This is a genomic window from Undibacterium sp. FW305-107 (genome assembly GCF_058788535.1).
Window position 1 is genome coordinate 165,478 of sequence record NZ_JBYTAV010000005.1, and the last position, 24,477, is coordinate 189,954.

18 protein-coding genes are annotated in these 24,477 nt (G+C 48.8%); 12 read left to right on the forward strand and 6 right to left on the reverse strand.

The window, feature by feature from the left end:
• Positions 1-66: 66 nt before the first annotated feature.
• The 10 genes from bamA to AC3WQT_RS12775 all read left to right on the forward strand — a co-directional run bounded on the left by bamA (position 67) and on the right by AC3WQT_RS12775 (position 11,414).
• Entirely contained in the window at positions 67-2,415 is a 2,349-nt protein-coding gene (gene bamA, locus AC3WQT_RS12730) for an outer membrane protein assembly factor BamA (protein ID WP_492704326.1), read from the forward strand.
• Positions 2,416-2,465: 50 nt separating this feature from the next.
• Positions 2,466-2,984, forward strand: a complete 519-nt coding sequence (locus AC3WQT_RS12735; protein WP_492704327.1) for an OmpH/Skp family outer membrane protein — start codon at positions 2,466-2,468, stop codon at positions 2,982-2,984.
• 5 nt (positions 2,985-2,989) lie between these two features.
• Complete coding sequence (lpxD, locus tag AC3WQT_RS12740; RefSeq protein WP_492704328.1) at positions 2,990-4,051, forward strand: UDP-3-O-(3-hydroxymyristoyl)glucosamine N-acyltransferase; 1,062 nt, start codon at positions 2,990-2,992, stop codon at positions 4,049-4,051.
• Positions 4,044-4,505 (forward strand): 3-hydroxyacyl-ACP dehydratase FabZ, encoded by a 462-nt coding sequence (gene fabZ / locus AC3WQT_RS12745; RefSeq protein WP_422949882.1) that lies wholly within the window; start codon positions 4,044-4,046, stop codon positions 4,503-4,505. Before lpxD ends, fabZ begins: the two co-directional genes overlap by 8 nt.
• A 3-nt stretch (positions 4,506-4,508) precedes the next feature.
• Positions 4,509-5,297 (forward strand): acyl-ACP--UDP-N-acetylglucosamine O-acyltransferase, encoded by a 789-nt coding sequence (gene lpxA, locus AC3WQT_RS12750; RefSeq protein ID WP_492704329.1) that lies wholly within the window; start codon positions 4,509-4,511, stop codon positions 5,295-5,297.
• A gap of 6 nt (positions 5,298-5,303) precedes the next feature.
• The gene (gene lpxB, locus AC3WQT_RS12755) at positions 5,304-6,464 is read left to right on the forward strand and encodes a lipid-A-disaccharide synthase (protein ID WP_492704330.1); all 1,161 of its coding nucleotides are present in this window, start codon (positions 5,304-5,306) and stop codon (positions 6,462-6,464) included.
• A 58-nt stretch (positions 6,465-6,522) separates the two neighbouring features.
• On the forward strand, positions 6,523-7,302 hold the full coding sequence (locus tag AC3WQT_RS12760; RefSeq protein ID WP_492704331.1) for a TatD family hydrolase: 780 nt from the start codon (positions 6,523-6,525) through the stop codon (positions 7,300-7,302).
• A gap of 20 nt (positions 7,303-7,322) precedes the next feature.
• Positions 7,323-7,997, forward strand: coding sequence for an ankyrin repeat domain-containing protein (locus AC3WQT_RS12765; protein ID WP_492704332.1), 675 nt, complete (start codon positions 7,323-7,325; stop codon positions 7,995-7,997).
• 348 nt (positions 7,998-8,345) lie between these two features.
• A complete protein-coding gene (locus AC3WQT_RS12770; protein ID WP_492704333.1) occupies positions 8,346-10,070 on the forward strand; it encodes an ABC transporter permease in 1,725 nt (574 codons plus the stop codon).
• 42 nt (positions 10,071-10,112) lie between these two features.
• On the forward strand, positions 10,113-11,414 hold the full coding sequence (locus AC3WQT_RS12775; RefSeq protein WP_492704334.1) for an ABC transporter ATP-binding protein: 1,302 nt from the start codon (positions 10,113-10,115) through the stop codon (positions 11,412-11,414).
• Between the two features lie 41 nt (positions 11,415-11,455).
• Here the strand turns inward: AC3WQT_RS12775 and AC3WQT_RS12780 are convergent, their stop codons facing one another.
• Genes AC3WQT_RS12780 through imuA form a run of 3 tightly spaced genes read right to left on the reverse strand, consistent with a single transcriptional unit; the run spans position 11,456 to position 16,823 of the window.
• Positions 11,456-14,620 carry an error-prone DNA polymerase gene (locus AC3WQT_RS12780; protein WP_492704335.1) on the reverse strand — a complete coding sequence of 1,055 codons (3,165 nt, stop codon included), beginning with the start codon at positions 14,618-14,620 and terminating at the stop codon, positions 11,456-11,458.
• 18 nt (positions 14,621-14,638) lie between these two features.
• Positions 14,639-16,150 carry a Y-family DNA polymerase gene (locus tag AC3WQT_RS12785; protein ID WP_492704336.1) on the reverse strand — a complete coding sequence of 504 codons (1,512 nt, stop codon included), beginning with the start codon at positions 16,148-16,150 and terminating at the stop codon, positions 14,639-14,641.
• Positions 16,095-16,823 (reverse strand): translesion DNA synthesis-associated protein ImuA, encoded by a 729-nt coding sequence (imuA, locus tag AC3WQT_RS12790; protein WP_492704337.1) that lies wholly within the window; start codon positions 16,821-16,823, stop codon positions 16,095-16,097. Before imuA ends, AC3WQT_RS12785 begins: the two co-directional genes overlap by 56 nt.
• Before the next feature lie 249 nt (positions 16,824-17,072).
• On the opposite strand from imuA, the gene AC3WQT_RS12795 reads away from it, so the two are divergent.
• Positions 17,073-17,300 carry a hypothetical protein gene (locus AC3WQT_RS12795; RefSeq protein WP_186951405.1) on the forward strand — a complete coding sequence of 76 codons (228 nt, stop codon included), beginning with the start codon at positions 17,073-17,075 and terminating at the stop codon, positions 17,298-17,300.
• Positions 17,301-17,477: 177 nt separating this feature from the next.
• Here AC3WQT_RS12795 and AC3WQT_RS12800 read toward each other — a convergent pair whose 3' ends face one another.
• Positions 17,478-17,966 (reverse strand): nuclear transport factor 2 family protein, encoded by a 489-nt coding sequence (locus tag AC3WQT_RS12800; protein WP_492704338.1) that lies wholly within the window; start codon positions 17,964-17,966, stop codon positions 17,478-17,480.
• Between the two features lie 65 nt (positions 17,967-18,031).
• Between AC3WQT_RS12800 and AC3WQT_RS12805 the strand changes: the two genes are divergently transcribed.
• Positions 18,032-18,550: a winged helix-turn-helix transcriptional regulator gene (locus tag AC3WQT_RS12805; protein WP_492704339.1), complete on the forward strand. Its 519-nt coding sequence runs from the start codon at positions 18,032-18,034 to the stop codon at positions 18,548-18,550.
• Positions 18,551-18,594: 44 nt separating this feature from the next.
• Here AC3WQT_RS12805 and AC3WQT_RS12810 read toward each other — a convergent pair whose 3' ends face one another.
• Entirely contained in the window at positions 18,595-19,851 is a 1,257-nt protein-coding gene (locus AC3WQT_RS12810; protein WP_492704340.1) for an AI-2E family transporter, read from the reverse strand.
• Positions 19,852-20,090: 239 nt separating this feature from the next.
• Complete coding sequence (locus AC3WQT_RS12815; protein ID WP_492704341.1) at positions 20,091-24,140, reverse strand: Pls/PosA family non-ribosomal peptide synthetase; 4,050 nt, start codon at positions 24,138-24,140, stop codon at positions 20,091-20,093.
• Between the last annotated feature and the right edge of the window lie 337 nt (positions 24,141-24,477).

Here is a 24,477-nt window from a genome sequence, read left to right on the forward strand (position 1 = left end):
CTGGCTTGATGGCAGAAACTCATTTCAGATAGCAATATTGAGAGTATTGAAAGAAATTTATACCCAATGAAATTACATATAGAGCAGTTCACTTTAGCCCATTTTCGTCGTCATGCTTTATCTTTGGCTGCACTGGCACTTTGCACCGGAAACGCACTCGCGATTGAGCCCTTCACCGTCAAGGATATACGTGTAGAAGGCTTGCAACGGACAGAAGCTGGTACTGTATTTAGTTATTTGCCAGTAAAAGTCGGCGAACAATTTGATGACGCAAAAAGTACCACTGCGATCAAATCCCTGTATGCAACGGGTTTCTTCAAGGATGTTCAGATAGAAGTACAAGACGGTGTCTTGATCGTCTTGCTGGAAGAACGTCCTACTATTGCCGGTGTAGAATTCACCGGTACTAAAGAATTTGAAAAAGATGCACTCGTCAAAGCCTTGAAAGACATAGGCGTCGGTGAATCACGTATTTTCGATAAGGCAACAGTTGACCGCGCCGAACAAGAACTCAAACGCCAATACCTGTCCAAGGGCTTGTATGGCATGCAAATCACAACCACCATCACGCCGATTGAACGTAATCGTGTGAACGTCACTTTTGCCGTCGATGAAGGTGATGTGGCAAAGATTGCTCAAATCAATATTATTGGCAATAAAGATTTTTCTGACGGTGAAATCCGTGATTTGCTGACCTTGACGACACCTGGCTGGTTTACCTGGTACACCAAGGCGGATCAATATTCCAAGCAAAAACTGTCTGGCGATATCGAGACTTTGCGTTCGTTCTATCAAAACCGTGGTTATCTGGAAATGCAGATTTTGTCCACCCAGATTTCCATTACACCAGATAAAAAGGATATCTACATCACCATCAATATTGATGAGGGCGATAAATATACTGTCTCCGATATCAAGCTTGAAGGTGACACCATGGGCAGGGAAGAGGAGCTAGCCTCTTTGCTGTTGCTCAAAAAAGGCAATGTCTATAATGCAGCCCGTCTGACGGAAAGCACCAAGCGCATTTCTGAGCGCATGGGTAATTTCGGTTATGCCTTTGCTAACGTGAATGCAAATCCTACCCTGAATAAAGAAAAGAAAGAAGTTGCATTCACCATCTTTGTTGACCCAGGTAAACGTGTTTATGTGCGCCGTATCAACCTGGCCGGTAATACCCGCACCCGTGATGAAGTTATCCGCCGTGAATTCCGTCAGTTTGAAAGTTCCTGGTATGACGGTGAAAAAATCAAAACCTCACGTGACCGTGTGGAGCGTCTTGGCTACTTTAAAGATGTCACGATAGAAACGCCTGAAGTACCTACCAGTGTTGATCAAGTTGACGTCAACCTGACTGTGACTGAAAAACCTACCGGTAACCTGATGTTTGGTGCTGGCTATTCCAGTGCAGAAAGATTAACACTTACCGGTTCGATCCAGCAAGCCAATGCCTTTGGCAGTGGTGACACGATAGGTTTGGATATCAACACTAGTCGCCAGAATCGTACGATTGCGCTTTCCCATACTGATCCATACTTCACGGATGATGGCGTGAGCCGCAATGTGGAAGCGTATATTCGTACCACGCGTCCGATTATTGGTAGTATTGGTGACTATAAAATCCAGACTACTGGTGGTGCATTGCGTTTTGGTGTGCCATTCTCTGAAGTTGATACCGTGTTCTTTGGTCTTGGCTTTGAGCGCACCAAGGTTGAAACTTACTACGGCAGTCCATATCGTTACCTGAAATATGTTGCTGATTATGGCACTGGCTCCAAAGATACGACGGCGATAGACTATGGTATTGGTGAGGCAGTAACCAATTCTTTCCCATTGACCGCGGCCTGGCAAAGGGATAGCCGTGATAGCGTATTGACGCCGACGATAGGTCGTTATCAACGTGCCAACCTCGAATTGGCGGCTGTAGGCAGCTTTAAATATTATCGTGCGATTTATAATGCACAATTATTCCAGCCCGTTTATCGCTCCATCGTTCTGGCTTTGAACGGTGAAATTGACTACGGTCATGGCCTTGGTGGCAAGCCTTATCCACTGTTTAAGAACTTTTATGCTGGCGGTATAGGCTCGGTACGTGGCTATGAGCCATCTTCTTTGGGAACCAAAGATCCAAATGGCGATGCTTTGGGTGGTGCAACCCGCTTGCTGGCTAATGTAGAATTGCAGATTCCTTTCCCAGGGGCTGATAAGTCTTTGCGCTGGTTCACTTTTGTGGATGGCGGCAATGTATTTGATGAAGGTCAAAAAATCCGGGCGAAAGACTTACGCTTTTCTGCCGGTATCGGTATAAGCTGGATATCACCAGTTGGCCCATTGAAGCTCAGCTTTGGTAAAGCCTTGAATGCCAAGGCAGACGATAAGAAACAAACCTTCCAGTTCCAGATGGGAACAGGGTTCTAATTTCTTATGTTTGGCTGTGTTTTGTTTTAGTACGTGTTACGGAGATTATTTTGAGTCAACATACTACCCCGACCAAATTGTTGCAACGCTTGATGGTTTGTGCGGCTTGCGTTTTCAGCGTTGCTCAAGCTCAGGCGCAGGACACCAAAATAGCCATCTTTGATTCTCAAAGGGTGATGCGTGAATCCGTGCCTGCAAAAGCGGCAGAAGCCAAGCTGAAAGTCGAATTTCAAAAACGTGGCGAGGAACTGGAAAGCCTGGCAAAAAAATTGAAGGCGACTGCTGAAAAGTATGAAAAAGATGCGCCTTTATTGTCAGAGGCTGACCGTGTGGTTCGCCAGCGTGAAATTACCGAACTGGACCAGACTTTCAAACGCAAGCAGCGTTCTTACAATGAAGATGTGAATCAGCGTCAGAACGAAGAGATCGCGTCTTTGGTAGAACGTGCGCAAAAAGTGATCAAGCAAATTGCAGAAGTTGAAAAAATTGATCTGGTCTTGCAAGATTCTGTCTATCACAGCGCCCGTATCGACATCACTGACAAAGTTCTCAAAGCACTCTCCAAATAATTCCTATGACCGCAAGCATTCGGCTGGGTGAATTGGTCGATCGCTTCGGTGGTCAATTGACTGGTTCACCTGATATTACTGTTACTGGCATTGCTCCTCTGAGTGAAGCCAGTGAACAGCATATTACCTTTTTATCCAATCCCAAATTACGTCATCAAGCCGCCGCTACACAAGCCGCAGCATTGATATTGACGCAGGCTGATTTTGAGCAAATTGGCAAAGACTATGCCGGCATTTGCCTGATAGTCCCGCAGCCCTATGTGTACTTTGCCCGTGCGGCGCAATATTTTGCTTCGCTTAATGCGATACCTGCAACAGTAGGTGTGCATCCCGCTGCCTGGGTCAGTCCGCTGGCAATCGTGGCAGCAACTGCCAGCATAGGTGCCAATGTCAGTATCGATGCTGAAGCCGTAATTGGCGAGCATGTCGTCATCAAGCCGGGTGCTGTCATAGGTCGTGGTGTGGTGATAGGTGACAACAGTCTGATCCATGCGAATGTCAGTATTTATGACTATTGTGTTCTGGGGCAGCGTTGCATCATCCATTCTGGCGCAGTGATAGGTGCAGACGGTTTTGGCTTTGCCAATGAAAAAGGCCAATGGATAAAAATCCCGCAAACGGGCAGGGTGCTGATTGGTGACGATGTAGAAATCGGCGCAAACACCAGCATAGACCGTGGCGCCTTGGCCGACACCATCATAGAAGAAGGCGTAAAGCTGGATAACCAGATACAGATAGGCCATAACTGCCACATAGGCGCGCATACTGCCATGGCTGGCTGCGTGGGCGTGGCAGGTAGTGCCAGGATAGGTAAATATTGCACATTTGGTGGTGCGGCCATGGTGCTGGGACACCTCACCATCGTCGACAATGTGCATATTTCTTCTGCCAGCATGGTATCGCGCTCCATCCTGGAACCAGGCCAATATACTGGCTTCTATCCCTTGGCAAAGAATGCCGACTGGGAAAAAACTGCTGCCATCGTACGCAATTTGTCGGGTATGCGTGAAAAAATGCGTTATCTCGAAAAAACAATGAAAACACTGACTGAAAAAGATCATGAATAGCCTGGACATTAATCAAATCAAAGAATACCTGCCCCACCGTTATCCTATGTTGCTGGTAGATCGCGTACTGAGCTGGGAAAATGGGAAAACCATTACCGCCATCAAGAATGTCACGGCAAACGAAGAGTTCTTTAATGGACACTTCCCGAACAAACCTGTCATGCCTGGCGTATTGATGATAGAAGCGATGGCGCAGACTGCTGCCATCCTCTCATTCCTGACCATGGGCCAAAAACCTGATGAAAACACCATCGTGTATTTCCTCGGCATTGATGGCGCACGTTTCAAGCGTCCAGTTGAGCCTGGTGACCAGTTGAAGATGGAAGTTGAAATCATCAAGGTCGCACGCGGTATCTGGAAATACAAGGCCAGGGCAACAGTCGATGGTCAATTGGCGGTAGAAGGCGAATTGATGTGCACCATGCGTACGAAAGATGAAGCCAAGGAGGGCTAGATAATGCATATCCACCCAAGCGCGCTGATTGACCCCAAAGCCAAGCTGGATAGCACGGTTGAAGTGGGTGCATATTCCATTATCGGCCCCAATGTGACGATAGCGGCAGGTACCAGGATAGGCCCGCATGTCGTCATTGAAGGACATACGACGATAGGTCGTAATAATACTTTTTACCAGTTCTCATCCATAGGCGCCGCACCGCAAGACAAAAAATATGCGGGTGAACCTACGCGCCTTGAAATTGGTGACAATAACGTCATTCGTGAATTTTGCACCTTCAATCTGGGTACGGTTCAGGATAATGGCGTAACCCGCCTGGGTAACGACAACTGGATTATGGCTTATGTGCATCTGGCACATGACTGCCAGGTTGGTAATAACGTCATATTCGCCAATAATGCCGCTTTGGCGGGTCATGTACACGTAGGTGACTGGGTGATACTGGGTGGTTTTACCAATGTGCACCAGTTTTGCAAGATAGGTGCACACGCGATGTGCGGCATGGGTACCTCCTTGCTGCAGGACGTGCCGCCGTTCGTCATGTTGAATGGCAATCCGGCAGCAGCGCATGGCATTAATGTTGAAGGTTTGAAGCGTCGAGGCTTTAGCCGCGAACAAATCTCAGCCATACGTCAAACTTATAAGCTGATCTATAAATCCGGTTTGACCCTGGAAGAAGCCAAAGCAGCGATAGATGAACAGATTGCTGAACTGGAAGCAGATGCGGCACTTCACGTGCAATCCATGCGTCATTTCCTGGATGCTGCAACACGCGGCATTGTCCGTTAAGCTGCTGTGACAACTCAAGCTAATCGCCCCATCATTGCCATGGTTGCCGGAGAAACCTCAGGCGACATGCTGGCCAACCGTCTCTTGTCCGGCTTGCGCCCGGCCTTGCCTGATGCCCATATGCACGGCATAGGTGGCCCACGCATGGCTGAACATGGCTTTATTAACGACTGGCCCATGGAAAAACTGTCCGTGCGCGGTTTGTTTGAAGTGCTGGCGCATTATCGTGAAATCAGCGGCATACGCAAGCAATTGCGCGAACAGTTATTGCTGGAAAAACCGGATGTTTTCATCGGTGTCGATGCACCAGACTTTAATCTGGATCTGGAAATCCAGTTGAAGCGTGCCGGCATTCCCACCATGCACTATATCAGTCCATCGATCTGGGCCTGGCGTGGTGGCCGCATCAAAAAGATAGCTGAAGCTGTATCCCATATGTTGGTGGTGTTTCCCTTTGAAGAAGAGATATACCGCAATGCTGGTATACCTGTGACTTATGTGGGTCATCCGCTGGCACAAGTCATTCCCATGGAAACGGACATGGCTGCAGCCAGGGACGAACTGGGCCTCGACAAGAATGCCAGAGTTGTCACGATCTTGCCGGGCAGCCGTATGTCCGAGATCAAATACAATACGGAAGCCTTTATCCAGACGGCCAAAATACTGTGCCAGCGTGACCCACATTTGCAAATCGTTGTGCCTATGGCTGGCGAAAAACAGCGCAGTTATTACATCAAGCTGGTGGTCGAGGCTAAACTCGATAATGTGCCTGTGCTACTGATTGATGGCCGTTCGCATACTGCCATTGCAGCCGCAGATGCAGTACTGGTCGCATCAGGGACTGCGTCACTGGAAGTGGCTTTATTCAAAAAGCCTATGGTGATTGCCTACAAGATGATGGAAGCCTCATGGCAAATATTGCGCCATATGGGTTACCAGCCCTGGATAGGTTTGCCGAATATACTGGCGCGTGAATTCCTGGTGCCAGAATTTTTGCAATCTGCCGCCAGGCCAGATGTGATGGCAGATGCCCTGTGGCAGCAGTTAAGTGACGAAGCCTTGCAGGAACGCCTTAAACAGCGTTTCATCGATATGCATCACTCCCTCTTGCGCGACACTGCCAACGTCTCGGCGCAAGCCGTATTACAATTGATTTCAGCAAAATGAGGTTTGACCTCAGTTTGCTGACTGATCATGGCATCAAATTTCCTTAAGAGTAGCAAGCATGTACGTTGACTCCCATTGTCATATCAATTTCCCCGAACTGGCTGAGCGTTTACCTGAGATATTGAGCAAGATGCAGGAAAATGGGGTGACCCATGCGCTATGCGTCTCGGTTGATTTGCCCGATTTTCCACAAGTACTGGCATTGGCGGAACAGTATCCGCACATCTATGCATCCGTAGGCGTACATCCTGACTATGAAGAAACAGAAGAACCGACAGCAGAGCAATTGGTCAAGCTGTCGGATCACGACAAAATCATTGCCATCGGTGAAACCGGTCTCGATTATTTCAGATTGAAGGGCGATCTGGAGTGGCAGCGTGAGCGTTTCAGGCAGCATATCCGTGCATCTCGCATTTGCCGCAAACCATTGATCATACATACCCGGGCAGCAGCGGAAGATACCATACGCATCATGAAAGAAGAGGGCGCAGGTACAGCGCAGGGTGGTGTGGCCGGTGTCATGCATTGCTTTACCGAGTCGCTGGAAGTTGCGCAAGCGGCAGTGGATCTGGGGTTTTATATTTCCTTCTCTGGCATCCTCACCTTCAAAAGTGCCAAAGATTTGCAGGCAGTGGCAAAAGCCTTGCCGCTGGACCGTATTTTGATAGAAACTGATTCACCTTATCTGGCACCAGCGCCACATCGTGGCAAGATGAACGAACCTGGTTTTGTGCGACATGTGGGTGAATTTTTGGCAGATTTAAAAGGTATCTCTGTCAAAGAAGTGCAAGAGACTACGACCAGAAATTTCTTCCAATTGTTTCAATTTGCCCATTAAGGTCTGATATGCAAACAGCCTTGTCATCTGCATTCTTCTCATCAAGAAAATTTCATCTGCGTTGCCTGGCTTGTTTATTATTGTGGCTATCTTCTGCCTGTGCATTTGCTGACGACCGGGAAGATTTGATTTTTGCTGTACGCTTTGATCAGGTCGATAAGGTCAAAGAGTTATTGCAACGTGGTGTGAGCGTGAATATCACTGAAGCAATTCGTGGCGAAACCTTGTTGATGATTGCTTTGCGTGAAGATTCAAAAAAAGTCTTCCAAGCCTTGCTTGATCGCAAAGATATCAAACTTGAAGCCAGAGCCAGTAACGGCGACACCATCTTGATGTTGGCCAGCTATCTTGGTAATTTTCCCTTCGTTAAGGCCGTGGTTGAGCGTGGCGCCGAGATTAATCAAGTCGGCTGGTGTGCCTTGCACTATGCGGCGGCAGGCGGCAACAAGGATATTGTTGCCTTATTGCTGGAAAAATCAGCTTACATAGACGCTGAATCGCCAAACAAAACTACTCCCCTGATGATGGCTGCCCGCTCGGGCAAGCATATTATCGTCAATCTTTTGCTGGAAGAAGGCGCTGATCCCACGTTAAAGAATGACCTGGGTTTAACCGCGCTCGACTTCGCAGTGGAAGTGGAGCAAAGAGAAATTGCTGCCATCCTGAAAGAGCGCATGCAAGCCGTAAAGAAATAAAATTTTGCATCGCAACATCTTGCCTGCAAAACAAAGTCTATGTTAAAGTTCGCGCATCTCATTTTCGGAGCACATCTGTGGACAGTTATAGTTGTCGATTTTCAATCAATATGGCAATGTAAGCACAGATTTTCTCTTGCTACCTTGCCATTTGGCGGGTAGTAGTCTTTCGCAGCGCAAGCTGCTCTCTACTTTTACCCTTGTTTTAAATTTTGCGTGGCGCTGATTGCTAGTCAGCAGGCTGGTCTTTTGCCGCGTAGTTTATCTTTGTCCAGACTTCAGTCTGCGACAGGAGGGCTGGTATGTCTCGTTTTTTCTTTCTCACCCTGAGTGAGCTAAGGAGCATTCATGTTTGAATTGTTCCGTTTCCAGGCAATCACTGAGAGCAAAGGTCCAAATCGTTGGGATTGGGCTTTACTCCCGTTAGTACTGGCTATATTGGGTATTTTTGCCTTTGCCGCCATGCAGATGAGCCGTCCTTTCGCCGTGGGCGAGGCACTGCAAATCAGTCTTGATCCTGCCTATCTGCCTTACTATTTATTGCGCACGATTTTGCGCATGTTCACTGCATTAGCCTTTTCATTGATTTTTAGCCTGATATTTGCAGCCATTGCAGCCAAATATCAGGCAGCTGAAAAAGTCATGATACCGGCGCTGGATATCTTGCAATCTGTACCTATTCTTGGCTTTCAGGCGATTGCGATTGCGCCTTTTATTGCCTTGTTCCCTGGTAATTTACTGGGCGTGGAATGTGCTGCCATTTTTGCGATTTTTACATCCCAGGCATGGAATATGGCATTCAGCCTGTATCAGTCAATACGCAATGTACCGCCTGAATTGAAAGAAGCAGCGCAGATTTTCAGGCTCTCTGGCTGGCAGCGTTTCTGGCGTCTGGAACTGCCATTCGCCATGCCGGGCTTGCTCTGGAATATGATGATGTCCATGTCTGGTGGCTGGTTTTTCCTGGTGGCGGCGGAGGCTATTTCTGTAGCAGGTCAAGATATTAAATTGCCAGGCATAGGCTCCTATATCGCGGTAGCGATTGAAGCCAGGGATGGTATGGCCATCACCTGGGCGATTGCGGCCATGCTCATCGGTATTTTGTTGTATGACCAATTATTTTTCCGCCCGTTACTGGCATGGGCTGACAAGTTCCGCTTTGAAGAAACCCAAGGTGACACAGCACAGCAATCATGGTTGCTGGACTGGATGCGTAACAGCCGTTTGTTCCGTGCCTGGATAGCCAGGTTCTGGCTTTTCCTTGCGCGCGGCTTGTCATGGTTTAGTGTGCAAGGTGATGGTACGACTGTGCAGGTAAATCAACGCTTTACCCATCCGGCCTGGCCTAAAGTCCTGGATACAGTTTTGTTGCTGGCATCTGTTTTTGCCATGTACAGCCTGTTCATTTTCATACACAGTGTTGTGGGCTGGGCTGAAGTGGCGCATGTGCTGGGCTTGGGCTTGATTACCCTGGTGCGTGTCATGTTGCTGATTGCCCTGGCTTCCTTGTTCTGGGTGCCGGTGGCAGTCTGGATAGGTTTGCGCCCCCAGTATTCCCAAAAAGTGCAGGCGATGGCGCAATTTCTGGCGGCGTTTCCTGTGAATCTGATGTTTCCCCTGGTGGTATTTGCCATGGTGACATTCAAATTGACGCCGAATATCTGGCTCAGCCCCTTGATGGTGTTTGGCACACAGTGGTACATCCTGTTCAATGTCGTGGCTGGTGCTGCCACTATCCCTAATGAACTGCGGCTCGCTGCAGACAACCTGGGTTTGAAAGGCTGGCTGAAATGGAAACGGGTGTACTTGCCTGCAGTTTTCCCCAGCTATATCACAGGCGCAATCACTGCCAGTGGTGGCTCATGGAATGCGAGTATCGTGACTGAGTATGTTACCTGGGGTAAAACCACACTGGTGGCTGATGGCTTGGGGAGTTATATCAAGCAAATGACGGAGACTGGGGACTTTCACCGCATCGCTTTAGGCATAGGCGTGATGTGCATATTCGTTATGCTGCTGAACCGTTTTTTCTGGCGCAAATTGTATTTGCTGGCCGAAGACCATCTGCGTTGAGCCATAGCGCTTACGCCTGGATCATTCATCAAGGAATTCAAGATGACTCAAAATTTATTACTCGATCTGAATCAGGTCGCAAAATCCTTTAAAGCAGCGGATGGTAAATCGCGCCTGATACTGGACAAGGTTGATTTTCAACTCAAAGATGGTGAAATCGTCGCTTTGCTGGGTAAATCTGGCTCAGGTAAATCTACTTTACTGCGCATCATGGCTGGTTTGATACCGGCTGATGCAGGCAAAGTGGCTTATCGTGACAAGACCATCGGTGGGCCAGTAGCTGGTATAGCCATGGTGTTCCAGTCCTTTGCCTTATTCCCGTGGCTGACTGTGCAACAGAATGTGGAACTGGGGCTCGAAGCTCAGGGTGTGCCAGCAGCAGAGCGGGAGCAAAGAGCCGATGCAGTTCTCGAATTGATAGGTCTGGCTGGTTTTGGTGGCGCCTTGCCACGTGAACTTTCTGGTGGCATGAAACAGCGTGTGGGTATAGCCAGGGCACTGGTTACCAATCCTGATGTGCTGCTCATGGATGAAGCTTTTTCTGCCCTGGATGTGTTGACAGGTGAAACCCTGCGTAATGACATGTTGGAGCTGTGGGAAGATGACCGCATATCCACCAAGGGTATCCTCATCGTTTCTCATAATATTGAAGAAGCCGTCATGATGGCAGACCGCATCATTATTTTATCCAGTGACCCGGGCTCGGTCAGATGCGAAATCAAGATAGACCTGCCCAGGCCGCGTGATGTGGATTCGCTTGAAGTCCGTGCCTTGATTGATGAAGTATATGGCTTGATGACCATGCGCGCGACGCATGAGGCTGCGGCAGATACGCCCAATACGCGCCACTTGGGCTATCGCTTGCCTGAGACGGATGTCAGCCGCATCGAAGGTATTCTCGATTTGTTGGCAGAAGCCCCATTCAACGGCCGTGCCGATTTGCCGCAACTGGCAGAAGAGGCTGAATTGTCGGATGAAGAATTATTCCCGACTTATGAGGCCTTAAGCCTGTTGGGCTTCGCCGTGCTGGAAAAAGGCGACATCATGTTGACGCCGCTGGGTAAAAAATATGTAGAAGTAGAGCAGGCGCAAAAGCAGGAATTGTTTGGCCAGCAATTGCTGACCCATGTTCCATTGGCAGCACATATACGCCGTAATCTGGAATCGGAAGCGAGTGGCAGCCTGTCTGAACAACCGCTAATAGATTTGCTGGAAGAGTTTTTGAAGTCTGACGAAGCAAAACGCGTACTCGAAGTCGCCATAGAATGGGGGCGCTATGGCGAGGTTTATGAATATGATTATCACACCGGTCGCCTGACTTTGCCTGAGGATAATCAAGAGTAATTATTGCGTCTTTGCAGAGCAGGGAAGAGGTGAGAAGGAGCTTAACAAAAGTTCCTGCTACCCACTTCCAGTTGTCCCAGAAGATGTGACATATCCACCAGGCGTTTGGCAACCAGATGCCTGACTTCGGCTTCGCATTGCCATATACCATATACGCCCAGCAGTGGTGCACTCAATACTTCACTACGCTGTTTTTCCAGTACATTTGGCCAGATGATGACATTCACCGGGCCGGTTTCATCTTCTATGGTGATAAAGATGACGCCTTTGGCTGTCTGTGGTCTTTGTCTTACCGTGACCAGGCCACAGCCGCGCGCAAATTGCCCTTGCTGAAAGGTATTCAGCATTTCTGCAGGCAAGAAGCGTTTGGCCAGCAACTGTGGCCGCAACAAAGCCAGGGGATGACGCTGCAGGCTGAATCCGGTCGCGTGGTAATCACTATAAATCTCCTGAGCTTCTGAAGGTGCTTTCAGTTGCGGCATTTGTTCCTGTACCTTGGTGACGCGCAACAAATCCTTATCAGGCATTGCGCCTACTGCCTGCCACAACGCCTGCCTTCTATGTCCAGCCAGACCTGACAATGCATTGCCGGCAGCCAGTACATGCAAATCATGCTGGCTCAGTTGCGCGCGCTTTGCCAGATCATGCACATCAATAAAAGTCTGTTGCTGGCGCGCCTGCATGATACGCAAGGCAGCTTCCTCGGACATGCCATACAATAAGGAGAAACCCATGCGCACGGTGGGCTGCATGGTCTCGGTAAATTTATTGAACTGCGTCTCTGCCTCAAGTGAAGAGTCCCAGTCACTGCAAGTCACGTCAATGGCGCTGACTTGCACATCATGACGGCGGGCATCCTGTATCAATTGCGAAGGCGAGTAAAAACCTAATGGTTGAGAATTCAATAGCGAGCATAAAAACACTGCAGGCTCATGACGTTTGATCCAGCTACTGAAATACGCGAGGATGGCGAAGCTGGCTGAATGACTTTCAGGAAAGCCATAATCACCAAATCCCTTCATTTGCTCATAGATACCTTGTGCAAAATCACGCTCATAACCATTCTTGACCATGGTCTCTACTATCCTGGTTTCATAGCCTTCCAGGCCGCCTTTCCGTTTCCAGGCTGCCATTGCACGGCGCAAACCATCCGCTTCTCCTGCCGTAAAGTCTGCCGCATGCATAGCGATTTGCATGACCTGCTCCTGGAAAATAGGTATCCCTAGAGTGCGTTGCAACGCTGCCCGCATACCCGGATTTTTGTGCATTTCTACAGGTTGCTTGCCCTGACGCCTTTGTAAATAAGGGTGCACCATACCACCTTGTATAGGGCCGGGCCGCACAATGGCAATCTGTATTACCAGATCATAGAATTCTCTGGGTCTCAAGCGCGGCAACATACTCATCTGCGCCCGGGATTCTATCTGGAACACACCAATGGTATCCGCCTTGCAGATCATGTCATAAGTCAGTGGATCTTCACGTGGCACATCCTGCATGCACTTAGGTTTGCCTGGCAAGCTAGCCATCAAATCAAAAGCCCGCCGTAATGCCGACAGCATGCCCAGGGCCAACACATCAACCTTGAGCAGGCCCAAAGATTCAAGGTCATCCTTATCCCATTGAATCACATTACGATTTTTCATTGCCGCATTTTCTATCGGCACCAGCCTGGATAATTTGCCGCGTGCGATGACAAAGCCACCGCTGTGCTGGGATAGATGACGCGGGAAACGCAGTAATTTACCTGTCAACAAGGCCCATTGCTGGGCGATAGGAGAATTGATGTCCAGGCCGCATTCAGTGAATCGCTTGAATAATTCTTGCTTGCTATCAAACCAGCGATGTGATTTTGCCACGGCATCGACGATGGCCAGGTCTACGCCCAGGGCTTTTCCCACATCACGCAAGGCGCCGCGCGGGTGGTAAGTGTGTACAGCAGCAGCTATGGCAGCACGATCACGTCCATATTTTTCATAAATATACTGCATGACTTCTTCGCGACGCTGATGTTCAAAATCGACATCGATGTCGGGCGGCTCACCTCTCTCCTTGGACAGGAAGCGCTCAAACAACAGGGTATGTGTCTCTGGATTGACTTCGGTAATATGCAGGCAATAACAAACGACAGAATTGGCTGCCGAGCCGCGCCCCTGGCAAAGTATCCTTTTTTCTCTTGCAAACTTAACGATATCGAATACCGTTAAAAAATAAGGCTCATAAGCGAGTTCATTAATCAGAAGTAGTTCATGTTCTATTTTATGTGTGACAGATAAAGGCAAACCTTGCGGATATCGTAATGCTGCACCTTTATATACCTGTTCATGCAAATAACTGGCTGGTGTATATCCTTTAGGCACCAGTTCATGTGGGTACTCATAGCGCAATTCATTCAATGAAAAGCTGCACAGATCCGCGATTTTCACTGTTTCGGCCAGGGTATGCAGCGGATAGATCGTCGCCAGCCGCAAGCGGGAGCGTAGATGCTGCTCTGCATTCATCGCCAGGGTATAACCACACTCAGTGATGGGCTGGCACAGGCGTATGGCAGTCATCGTATCCTGCAAGGGCTTGCGTGAACGTACATGCATGGTGACCTGACCAATGGCAACGACGGGTAATTGCACTGCTTCAGCTACTGTATCAATTTGCTGTTTCTGATATTCATCTGCAATTTGCATCAGTAAATTCAAACCTATCCAGGCGCGACCAGGGAAGTTTTGCTTCAACCATTTCGCTTGTTTCAGTAGTAGTTCACTTTCTGCAGGGTAGATTGGCACCAGTATCAACAGACAATCTGGCAAGCCAGACAAGTGTTCCAAACCTGGCGGTGGCGTGACGAAATCTTTGGGCGTCAATAAGTAACTACCCTTGGTTGCCCGGCATCTGCCAAGAGTGATCATTTCAGATAAATTGCCATAGCCTTCACGATTTTGTGCAAGAGCAATCAGATGCACATTATTTTCAGGTGCTTCTACATCTTCCAGTCTGAAGTGGGCGCCGACGATGAGATGCAAGCCGGTATTTTTTGCTGCTGTATATGCTCTTGCCAAGCCAGCAAAGGAGCATTCATCGGTAATGGCCAGGGCGCGATAATCCAGTTTAATCGCACGCGCCACCAGTTCTTCTGAATGTGATGCGCCATGCAGGAAGCTGAAATTGCTCATGCAAAATAATTCGGCATATTCGGGCAGGAAGGTATTCATGCTGATCTATCCAAAATACTATCCAAAAATGCCGTGCAAGAACCAGACAGGTTCTTCACTGTCGGGATCATTGGCGCGCTCGCGATAAATCCAGTAACGCACATGGCGCTTATCGACAGCGATGTAGTAATCCCGGGTTTGTATCTGCTCATTCCACCAGCCTGCTTCTATACGCTCAGCCGGAGAAACAAGTTTGAGTTCTGAGCCGTAATAAGGGCGATGCTCGTGGATGTCCAGCGCCAGCGGCTGCGGTAGCAACCAGTTAGGGCGCAAGGCATAAGCTGCCAAAGCGTGAGCAGGGCAAGGTGGCGGAGCTTTCTTGATGACAGAAATCCAGTGATTGGCAATATCAGCCCTATGGTCTGCTTGTGGTGCTGGCTGCAAGACATTATCTTCGCCCAGACGGGCGACCAGGAGTTCAAGCAAGCGCTTATGTTCATTTGCTTGTCCACCAGGTTCGGGGAACAAGGTATAGCTTTGTGCTTCGCGCAAGATAGTCTGTTTTACCTCCAGCAGCATGCCGATGACGGCACTATGTAGTTTGAGCTGGCTGAGTTTCTCTTTAAACAAACTCAGCAGATGCGACTCTTGCCAGCATGCTTGTGCCAGTTGCAGGTCAAACATGGTCGGTGGGATGGCCTGACGGCCACGTTCATGCAATAACTCCATGTGTATATGCGTAACTGCCAGTTGCTGTGCTGCCAGCCATCCCAGTAACTGGGCCAGCAGACTGCGGGCAAAAATAAGAAGTGATTCTGCAAGCTCTATACGGTCTGGCAACTCCATTTTGACTTTGAATTCTGGTGCCGCCAGATACCATTCGTGTACTTCGGCTTGCTCACCATAAGCTTGATCCAGCTCTATGAGTAAAGCTTTGCCGCAACGCCTCTGCAGGCCAGGGCGGGGTAATTGCCGCAAATCCCGCAGGCTATAGCAGGCTATGCCCTGCAATAATTCAGTCAAAGGCTCAGCTGCAGTAAGTAACTTGACTGGTAGCCTGTCCAGACGCTGGCTCAATCTTTGCAGTTTAAAAACATGCTGTCCTCTGGGTAGTTTGCGCGATGCCTGCTTGGCCAATAACCACGCAGCCCTGGCAACGGGAGCAATGCCAGTTGTAGCTGTATAGCCCAGAATGCGCATGCTTTCTTGCACGCGTTTACGCAAAGCGCGTATACCACCAAACAGGCTCAGGCTGGCACTGATATCAACCAGTATGCAATCGTCTTCTGCCAGACAGACTTGTGGTGAGTATTGCAGCAGCGCAGTTGCCACTGCCTGCAGCGCCAGCTTTTCTTTATTATGGTCACGCTGATAGTAATCAGCATCGGCAGACAGCATCTGCACACCCCCTGCGCGCATGCCCAGACGTATGCCAGCCTGATCGGCAGATTCAGACATGGATGTCACCCGGCCTTGATGAAGAATCACACTGACTTGCGTCTCTTGCTGAGCAAACAAGGGCGTAACAAACACCTCAAGCTGGAGTAAAGGCAGGTGAACGGCTATCCACAGTGGAGGGCAGGTTGCCATAGTTTGTCGCAAGTTTTTCTTTGCATGGATGAGCATAGGCATACAAATAAGGATGATCGGGGACATGCAATGCCAGCGGCGCATCGCGCTGGCTGCCACGGCGCTTGAGGATGCCTAGTTCCAGGCCATATTGGCTGGTTTGCACACTCAATCGCAAGGGGGCAGGAGAGGCTTGATGTGCCGCCCGCATGTCACGCATCAAAAAGAATAAAGTCTCCGAGCTTTGTGCTGCCAGATGCAAACGACGCAAAGCTTCACTACGGATGCTGGATGTCCAGAACAACAGCGCGCCACAACTGCTATTGCGCAGCACCTGCTCTGCTGCCCACAGGGCATCTACATGCTTCTGGCAGTGTATCCATATCAACTGCGATGATTGCAAACCTGTGCATGCAAAAGCCAATGCTTGCGGTATATAAGGCGGCGTCAACAAAACAATGGGGCGCCCATCAAGCTGACTTAAGGCAGGCTTAAGCAAGCTGAGTTCGGCAGTGCCAACCTGCGGCAGCAAAATTTCGGTTAATTGCCCCTGCGGCCAGCCATTACCTGGCAATTCGTTATTGAGCTCAGCATAACCACTAGGCAGATAGCCACCCTGACAACGCGCCAGCTGCGATGCACGCCACAATGCAGGGTGTATGCGTTCAGGAGGAAGTGAGGAAACGTGGGTCATATTACATATACTGATTAAATATACAGTATATGTAATATGGCGAAAGACTTCAAAGTTTATTTTATGTGCTGGACTTACGTGACTGGGATAAGAGATTGTGTAGAAGTGTATGAAGATAAGAAAACCACAATGTCACATAATACTGATTGCATATACAGTATTTTGTGTTAAAGTTCGCTTCATGGATGAACGCATGGCTGTTTTGACGAACGTTCCTCTATCACATACCAACCGATATGGAGATTGATTATGGCAAACCTCGAACAGTCCTTTGATACACGCTTCAGCCTGCAATTTGCCCCAACATCATTTTTGATGCGTCTGGGGCGCCGTGAAATTTTTGTCTGCCGCGACTTCAGGCAGCGCTCTTATTATGTAAATCCTGTACTCGATTGCAGTACAGGCATACAGGCCGGGCACCTGGAAATACTGATGTTCCGCAAATGGCTGATTATTTTGTCCAAAGCTAATTGGTAGACAATGAGCCATGCTCAAGCGAGCTAGTAAAACCATCTCACAATTGAACGAATAACTCTTGGTAGCAAATATATCCATCACATTGGACGGACTTGCTTGCTGCAAGCAAGTCCGGTTCTGTGAGGGATAGGGTTTTGGCAAATATGCATTTGAGCACTTGATATCCAAGTGCAAGTTCTAAGCTCGCAGGAAAGGGCCGGGGCCAGGCCAGGACTGATCAGTAATAGGGGATGCCAATGCTTCGTCACATCCCTGTGCGGCACTCCATGCCAGATAACGCCCGCAACGCTGAGTATCCTCCAGTGTATGGATGTAGGTGATCTTTCCCCAGCTCATGCGCATGAATTGCATCACTATATTCTTGTAGGGACCATCTGGCTGGTGCGGCACAATAAAATCCAACACGGCATGGATACGGGTATCCCACGGTGGTCCGATGACAGCAACTTCTTTTACTTCAAAGTGCAAGCCAGGGAACAGGCGGAATAAGCGCTCCCACCACAAAGCCATGGATGCGCGTGAATTACGTAAGCCAGAAATTGGTGAATCTCCTTCAAAGCGATATGCAAAATCAGTGGCCAGACTATCAAGCATCAGACTGACATCGCCTGCGTTGATAGCGGCAAAGGTTTTGCGAAATTTATTCTCAACGATATAAGCATACATGGCTAACTTTCACTGGCATAATGCAAGTAATGTAAACAGTTAACTTGCATCAAGCAAGCTAAATTATGGAGCGAAGCTCTTTTTCTGATTTTTCCTGTTCGATTGCCCGCACGCTGGAAGTCATTGGTGAGTGGTGGTCACTCCTGATTTTGCGCGATCTGTTTCTGGGTTTTGAGCGCTTTGATGATATTCAGCGCAATCTTGGTGTAGCATCCAATATTCTGACAGCCCGACTGAAAAAAATGATGGAGCAGGGCATCGTTGAGCGCAGGACCGATGAACAGGACAAGCGTGTATGGCGGTATAGCCTTACTCAGCAAGGACGGGATTTGTATCCAGTATTACTGGCTCTGACTGCCTGGGGAGATAAATGGCGCACAGCAGAAGGACAGCAGCCTTTACTTGTACGTCATCAACACTGTGGCCATATCACCAGCGCCATACCAGCATGTGCTGTGTGCAAAGAAGAATTGCAGCTTGAAAATATACGATTCGAAGCAGGCCCAGGTGGCAGGGAAACACCAGGTACGGCATTAATGGGGCAAGTGTTGAGCCAGCCCAAATATCCTAAGAAGGGTCAATAAAAATAGTGTGGCATCAAAGTCAAGGACGATCAATTTACGCCAGCTTAAGTATTTTCAACCGTATTCTCAGCCGGAACTGAATCTTTCATTGTTTTATCTTCTTCGCTGAGTTTTCTATCGCCAGAAATTTCTAGCGCGATTCCTGCCGCTGCTTCCGCCGGCATGCCATCTGTGCGTCGCAGATATTCAGCCTCGCCGACGATGTCATCCCTTTGTACGGCCAAATCCCTGGGTTGCAAACTTTCACCCGGCAATTCTACTTTCAACTCATCAACCAGCATAAGCAAGGTCGCCGCAACCGGCAACGCGAGCAGTGCACCTCCAATACCATACAGCGAACCACCTGCAATCAATGCGAACAGCACTATGGAAGAGGGCAAACGTAGCGCACGTCCATAGACGACGGGGATTAATATCCGGCTTTCAAATTCCTCATAGCAAAGTAACAGCACGAAAACTACGGTCGCGGCAACACCACCGACAGCCAGGGCCGCCAACACCGCAGGTATCATGGTGAGGAAGATACCAACAAAGGGGAGCACGTCCACGATACCACCAAACGCCGCAATTGCTATTGCATTCGGCACGCCACAGGCAGTAAGCAGAATAAAGAGGAAGACCGTCATCATTGCGCAAGTGAGAACCTGCCCACGTACGTAACCACCAACGATGGTTTCAAGATTGAGCATGATGCGTGCCAGCTTGATATGGTGAGCGCGGGGTATGACTGCAAACAATGCGCCGCGCAAGCGGTCGCGGTCTATCATGATGTACAAGGCAAGAAAGAAGGAACCTGCACCATACGCAATAATCTCGAAGAAACCTCTTGAAAAAGCCATTGCTTCGCTACTGTAGGATTTGAAGAGCGCAGCATATTGAATATGGCTCAAGCCGTCCGCAAGAGATTCAGTAACGGGATAAGCAGCGAGAAATTTGATCAGGCGTCCACGCAATTCAGGCTCTTTCTCGACCAGACTAACCACTTGAGCAATAAACGGCGGTACCGTGAAAACGGCTAAGGCGACCAGGACCATCATCAATACAGTGAACACGATCGCTATACTGGTAAAGCGGCGAATTTTATGATGTTCAAGCCAGTCAACTGCCGGATTAAGAGTGCCAACCAGCATCAGTGCAGTGATCAATACAAGAATGACCGGAACCAGTTGCGAGAGTAATGCAAAACCTAACACCACAGCAACGATAGCTACAATGGTAGATTTCGCTAATTCAATGCGAATAGTCTTTTTCGGCATTGGGGTTGTGGTTTTTTGCGCAAATTTTTCTGGGAGTTTTGTCATGTCAGCGCTTATGTTTTGTACCATTCCTGCACAAGTTCAGTGAATCTACTTAATGTTTGCTTAAGATCTGTTTCATCATGACAGACTGTCTCGACGGCATCTGTGCGTTATCCCGCACGTAATTCTTTTATTCGACGACATGGATAACGGGCGGCCATATTAAAATTAGCCGCCCTTATCAACAAACTCTGGTCTGGCTTGCCATCCCGTGGATGAGCAAACCAGTTCATATCAACATATCAAGCGCCTGTCATAGCAGCAGGGCAACCATGCCAACTGGAATTGGCGGGAATATATTCACCCTTCATCACCAGAGTCAATGCACCGAGACTGGCACCATTCGCTACTACGGCACTATACAAAACCGAGCTGCGTGGCCCCATGTACACACGCTCGCCAATACTGACATGATCAATTTTCATGACTCTGTCCTCAAACAAATGTGTTTGCGGGCAGGCCAAGGCATTGATTTCGCTATAGTCGCCGATGCTGACACAGTCAAATTCGGTAATATCTGTCGTATCCATGTACACCCCACGCCCGATTTTGCAACCAAGCAGATTGAATACCAAAGGCAGCCACGGCGTGCCACGAAGATAACGCATGAAATTCGGCACCGCAATACCTTCATACAGATTGGTGATGCCCTCTGATATCCAGACAAACGGTGTCCACATGGGGACACTGCTTTTCTTGTAACGGAAAATCAGTAACCATTTCAACACCAGCACAAAAGCAAAACTGCCCACGCCATACAGCAAACCGGCAACAACCAGGTAATACACAACTTCACTCCAGCGGTCATCGCCAGCCAAAGGCATCAAGTCCAGAACAATAGTGTAGCCAACAGCAATCACCATCGCATGCGGCGCAATGATACGGAAAGCCTCAATCAAGCCACGTCCCAGACGACGAATTACTGAAGGCCGGAAAGTCAGGTTTTCAGGGAAGCCTTTGGTCTCCTCACGGGCCGGCAAATGGATGGCTGGCGAACCCAGCCAGGTATCGCCCTCATGCATTTGTTCATTATCCGGCGCACTGGAATGTACGCCTATCAATACGTTTTCAGGCAAGATCGTGCCGTCAGGTATATATGCGCCGTTACCAACAAAGCTGCGACGCGAAATCACGGTAGGATGCATGCTCATCCAGCCACAATCGATTTGCTCATCACCCAGCAATACTGCATCAGCAATAAAAGTTTCATCGCCTAAGGTCAGCATGTCTGGCACGACGCCCAAAGCGGTTGAAATCTCAGCACCACGTCCTACTTTTGCACCCAACAAACGATACCAGAAGGGGGCATATACCGTTGCATATACCCCATGCAAGACATTCAGGCTGGATTCCTGAATTTGATTGACCAGCCATTTGCCGCAATAAGTATTGCCATGAACTGGGTATTGTCCCTGCTTTAAGGTTGGCAAAATACTCCAGCGTATGCCGGCAGACAGCAGGGCAGTGCACACAATTAACACCGCAGTAGCAGGAAAAGCCAGCAAGAAATATTTTACTAGCTGAAAAGCCACTGAATTGCTTTGCAGACCAGGGAAGAGTTCGGAGTTGTCAAACCAGTCTATCGTCACAAAACTGGGGAAAACCGGCATGAAAAACAGAGCGCTGATCAAGAGTGAGCCAAACACAAAAAACACAGTTTCACCAATCAGACGCAAGCGCGTAGCCTGTGGCCTTGGAGGGAAAATCGAGGCGTCAAACGCGCCCACATCCCTGGCTGGGGAACCTTTCCAGATTCTGGATTTTGGTATCCGCTGTCCCTCACTCAGTGCAGATTGTCCATCAAGATGGCCACCAGCTTCTATGTGTACATTACCTTCCAGCACAGCATATGACCCAGCATACGCATCGTCTTCCAGCGTGATGGTTCCCAGGATTAACTCGCCATGCTGCACCCTGGCATTTTCAAAATTACTGGCATTGCCTATGCTGCAACGATCGCCTATGCACAACAAATCTGGCACACGCAAAGTCATTGAACCTATTACTACATCAGAACCTATTTTTGCACCCAGTGCACGCAACCACCATGTGTATAAGGAAGAACCGCTCAGCATATAGGCAGGGGCTGCCTCAACCAGTCTGTCAGCCAGCCACCAGCGATAATAAGTCCATCCCCACAAGGGGTAGCGCCCGGGCTTCAGGCGCCCGACAATCAGCCATTTGCCTATGATGGCGACAGCAAATTCGATCAGCGTCAATAATAAGAAAACACCAACGGACAAGAAAATTGCCCTCGCAATCGAGTCTCCAGGATCGCCCGTGAAGAAGTGATAAGCGAAGAAAGGTGCCAGCCATTGCACCATGCGCATGGCCACCAGCCAGGGTATGGCCGCTGCCTGTCCCAGACCGCAAAGCCAGCGCTTCCAATCGGGGGCAGCTACCCATTGTGCCTTGTTGCTTTCGGCAGTGGCATCCTGGGTTTGTCCCGTAGATTCAAGAACATCCAGCATCTTTGCAATGATGCGATGTGCATAAATGTCACTGATCCTGAAATAGGCAAAGCGAGGGTGTTTGCGCAAAATCGACACCAGCTTTGCTGCCATTAAAGAATGGCCACCCAGATCTGTAAAAAAATCTGATGCACGCTGTATTGCCTGCCCAGGAAACAGACTGGCCAAAGCTTCAAACAGCACGACCTCTGTTTCGGTTTGCGGAACATCAGAATCGTTATTCGCCGCCTGTTTGGCCAACTCGATTTTCTTGAGCGTGTTGCGGTCAATCTTGCCCGAAGTCAGTCTTGGCATTTCAGCCAGGTATTCAAACCTGGCAGGCACCATATAAACTGGCAAAACCCGGCTCAATTCTGCACGCAAGATAGCGGCATGCTGTGCAAAAGCGCTGGCTTCAGAATTTGCAGGCAATTGATCGTTGACCATAAAAGCCACAATCTGATCAATCTCTTCGTCCTTACGCAAGACAACGGCAACTGCACCCACACCAGTTTGTTTGGCTAAAACAGACTCAATTTCACCCAACTCAACCCTGAAGCCGCGGATTTTCACCTGATCATCAGCCCGTCCCAGACATTGCACACTGCCGTCAGGATTAAAACAGGCCAGGTCACCGGTGCGATACAACCTGGCTTCATGTGAATTTCTGGTCCAGGGATTGGGTAAGAATTTTTCAGCAGTCAAATCAGGTCGCCCAAGATAGCCCATCGCGACGCCGGGGCCGGAAATGCAAAGCTCGCCAGTTTCACCTGCCGGTAAGAGGCGCAGACCGTTTTCAACATCGGTCGCAATAACCAGCAAAGAATAATTCGGCAAAGGCCTGCCTATATTGACAGCCTGATCTGGCTGCAATTGCGCCAGGCTGGCCGATACACTGGCTTCCGTCGGCCCATAGGTATTGAACATCTGCCGCCCAGGACGCGACCAGCGCTTGACCAACACCTCGGGGCACATCTCACCACCCAGATTAATCAGGCGCAGACTATCAACTTCATGGCTGAACAAAGCGAGCAGGGTGGGGACAGCGTGTAAAACGCTGATGCGGTTTTCATTCAAGGCCAGCGGCAAAGCATCTGGATCAGCCGTAATTTCTTTTGGTGCCAGCCACAAAGTGGCGCCAACCAGATAACTGATCCAGATTTCTTCAAATGACATATCAAATGCCAATGAAAATCCCTGGTACACGCGATCATCATATCGTATGCCCAACACATGGTTTTCACTACGTAAAAAATGGCAGATGCTGGTCTGATTCACCAATATGCCCTTAGGCTTGCCTGTAGAGCCTGAGGTATAAATCACATAGGCTGGATCACTGCCTTTGACAACCCCGCGCTTTAATATAGTTTGCCCAACATCAGTTAAAGCTTCTTCAGCCAGCCATTTCTGGCAGCTTAGCCCGGTTAATTGTGGTGCAAAAGCCTGACAACTCAAGATGCCAAAAGCATTTGCATCATTGAGGCAAATAGCTATGCGGTCTATAGGGGTATCAGCATCAAATGGCAGCCAGGCAGCACCAGATTTGGCAATGGCTGCCTGCATAAGCAGCAAATTAACGCCACGCGGCAGCCATAAGCCAATAATGTGCCCAGGTCGCACACCGGCAGCAATCAAGACAGAGGCAACACGATCTGCATCAGCATTTAACTGGCGATAACTGACAGACTGTTCGCCAGAGATCAGGGCTAGCTTGTCGGGAAAAGCATTCGCGCTTGTCTCCAGCAAATCTGCCAGCACTTCCTCTCGTAAAAAATCAAGCCTTTCCTCACCGTACAAAATTTCTGGGTTTGTTATTGTCTTTGTGCTGCTAAACGATTGCATAAAAAATCTAAAAGAGAAAGGTCACTAAATATAGGCTAAATTTTGGCGACAAAAGCCAAATACTTTCTCATGTTGAGAAATCACAACTAAAACGTCAGTTTACCATTTTGATAAATCCAATTTTGATAAATATGAGTAACGAATTATTTCGTTTCAATTGAATATCTACCCACAAAAAGTGACGCGCTGGTTACCTAAAACTAGAGGTCACATTCTAGAGAAAATAGTAAGCTTTCAGTTTCCGTTCATGTTAAAAAGCTAATGCGCTAATATTATTTAATTTCCAATATTTATGCGTGCTTGCGATGGCTTCCCAATTCATTCTGCGTAGACAGAT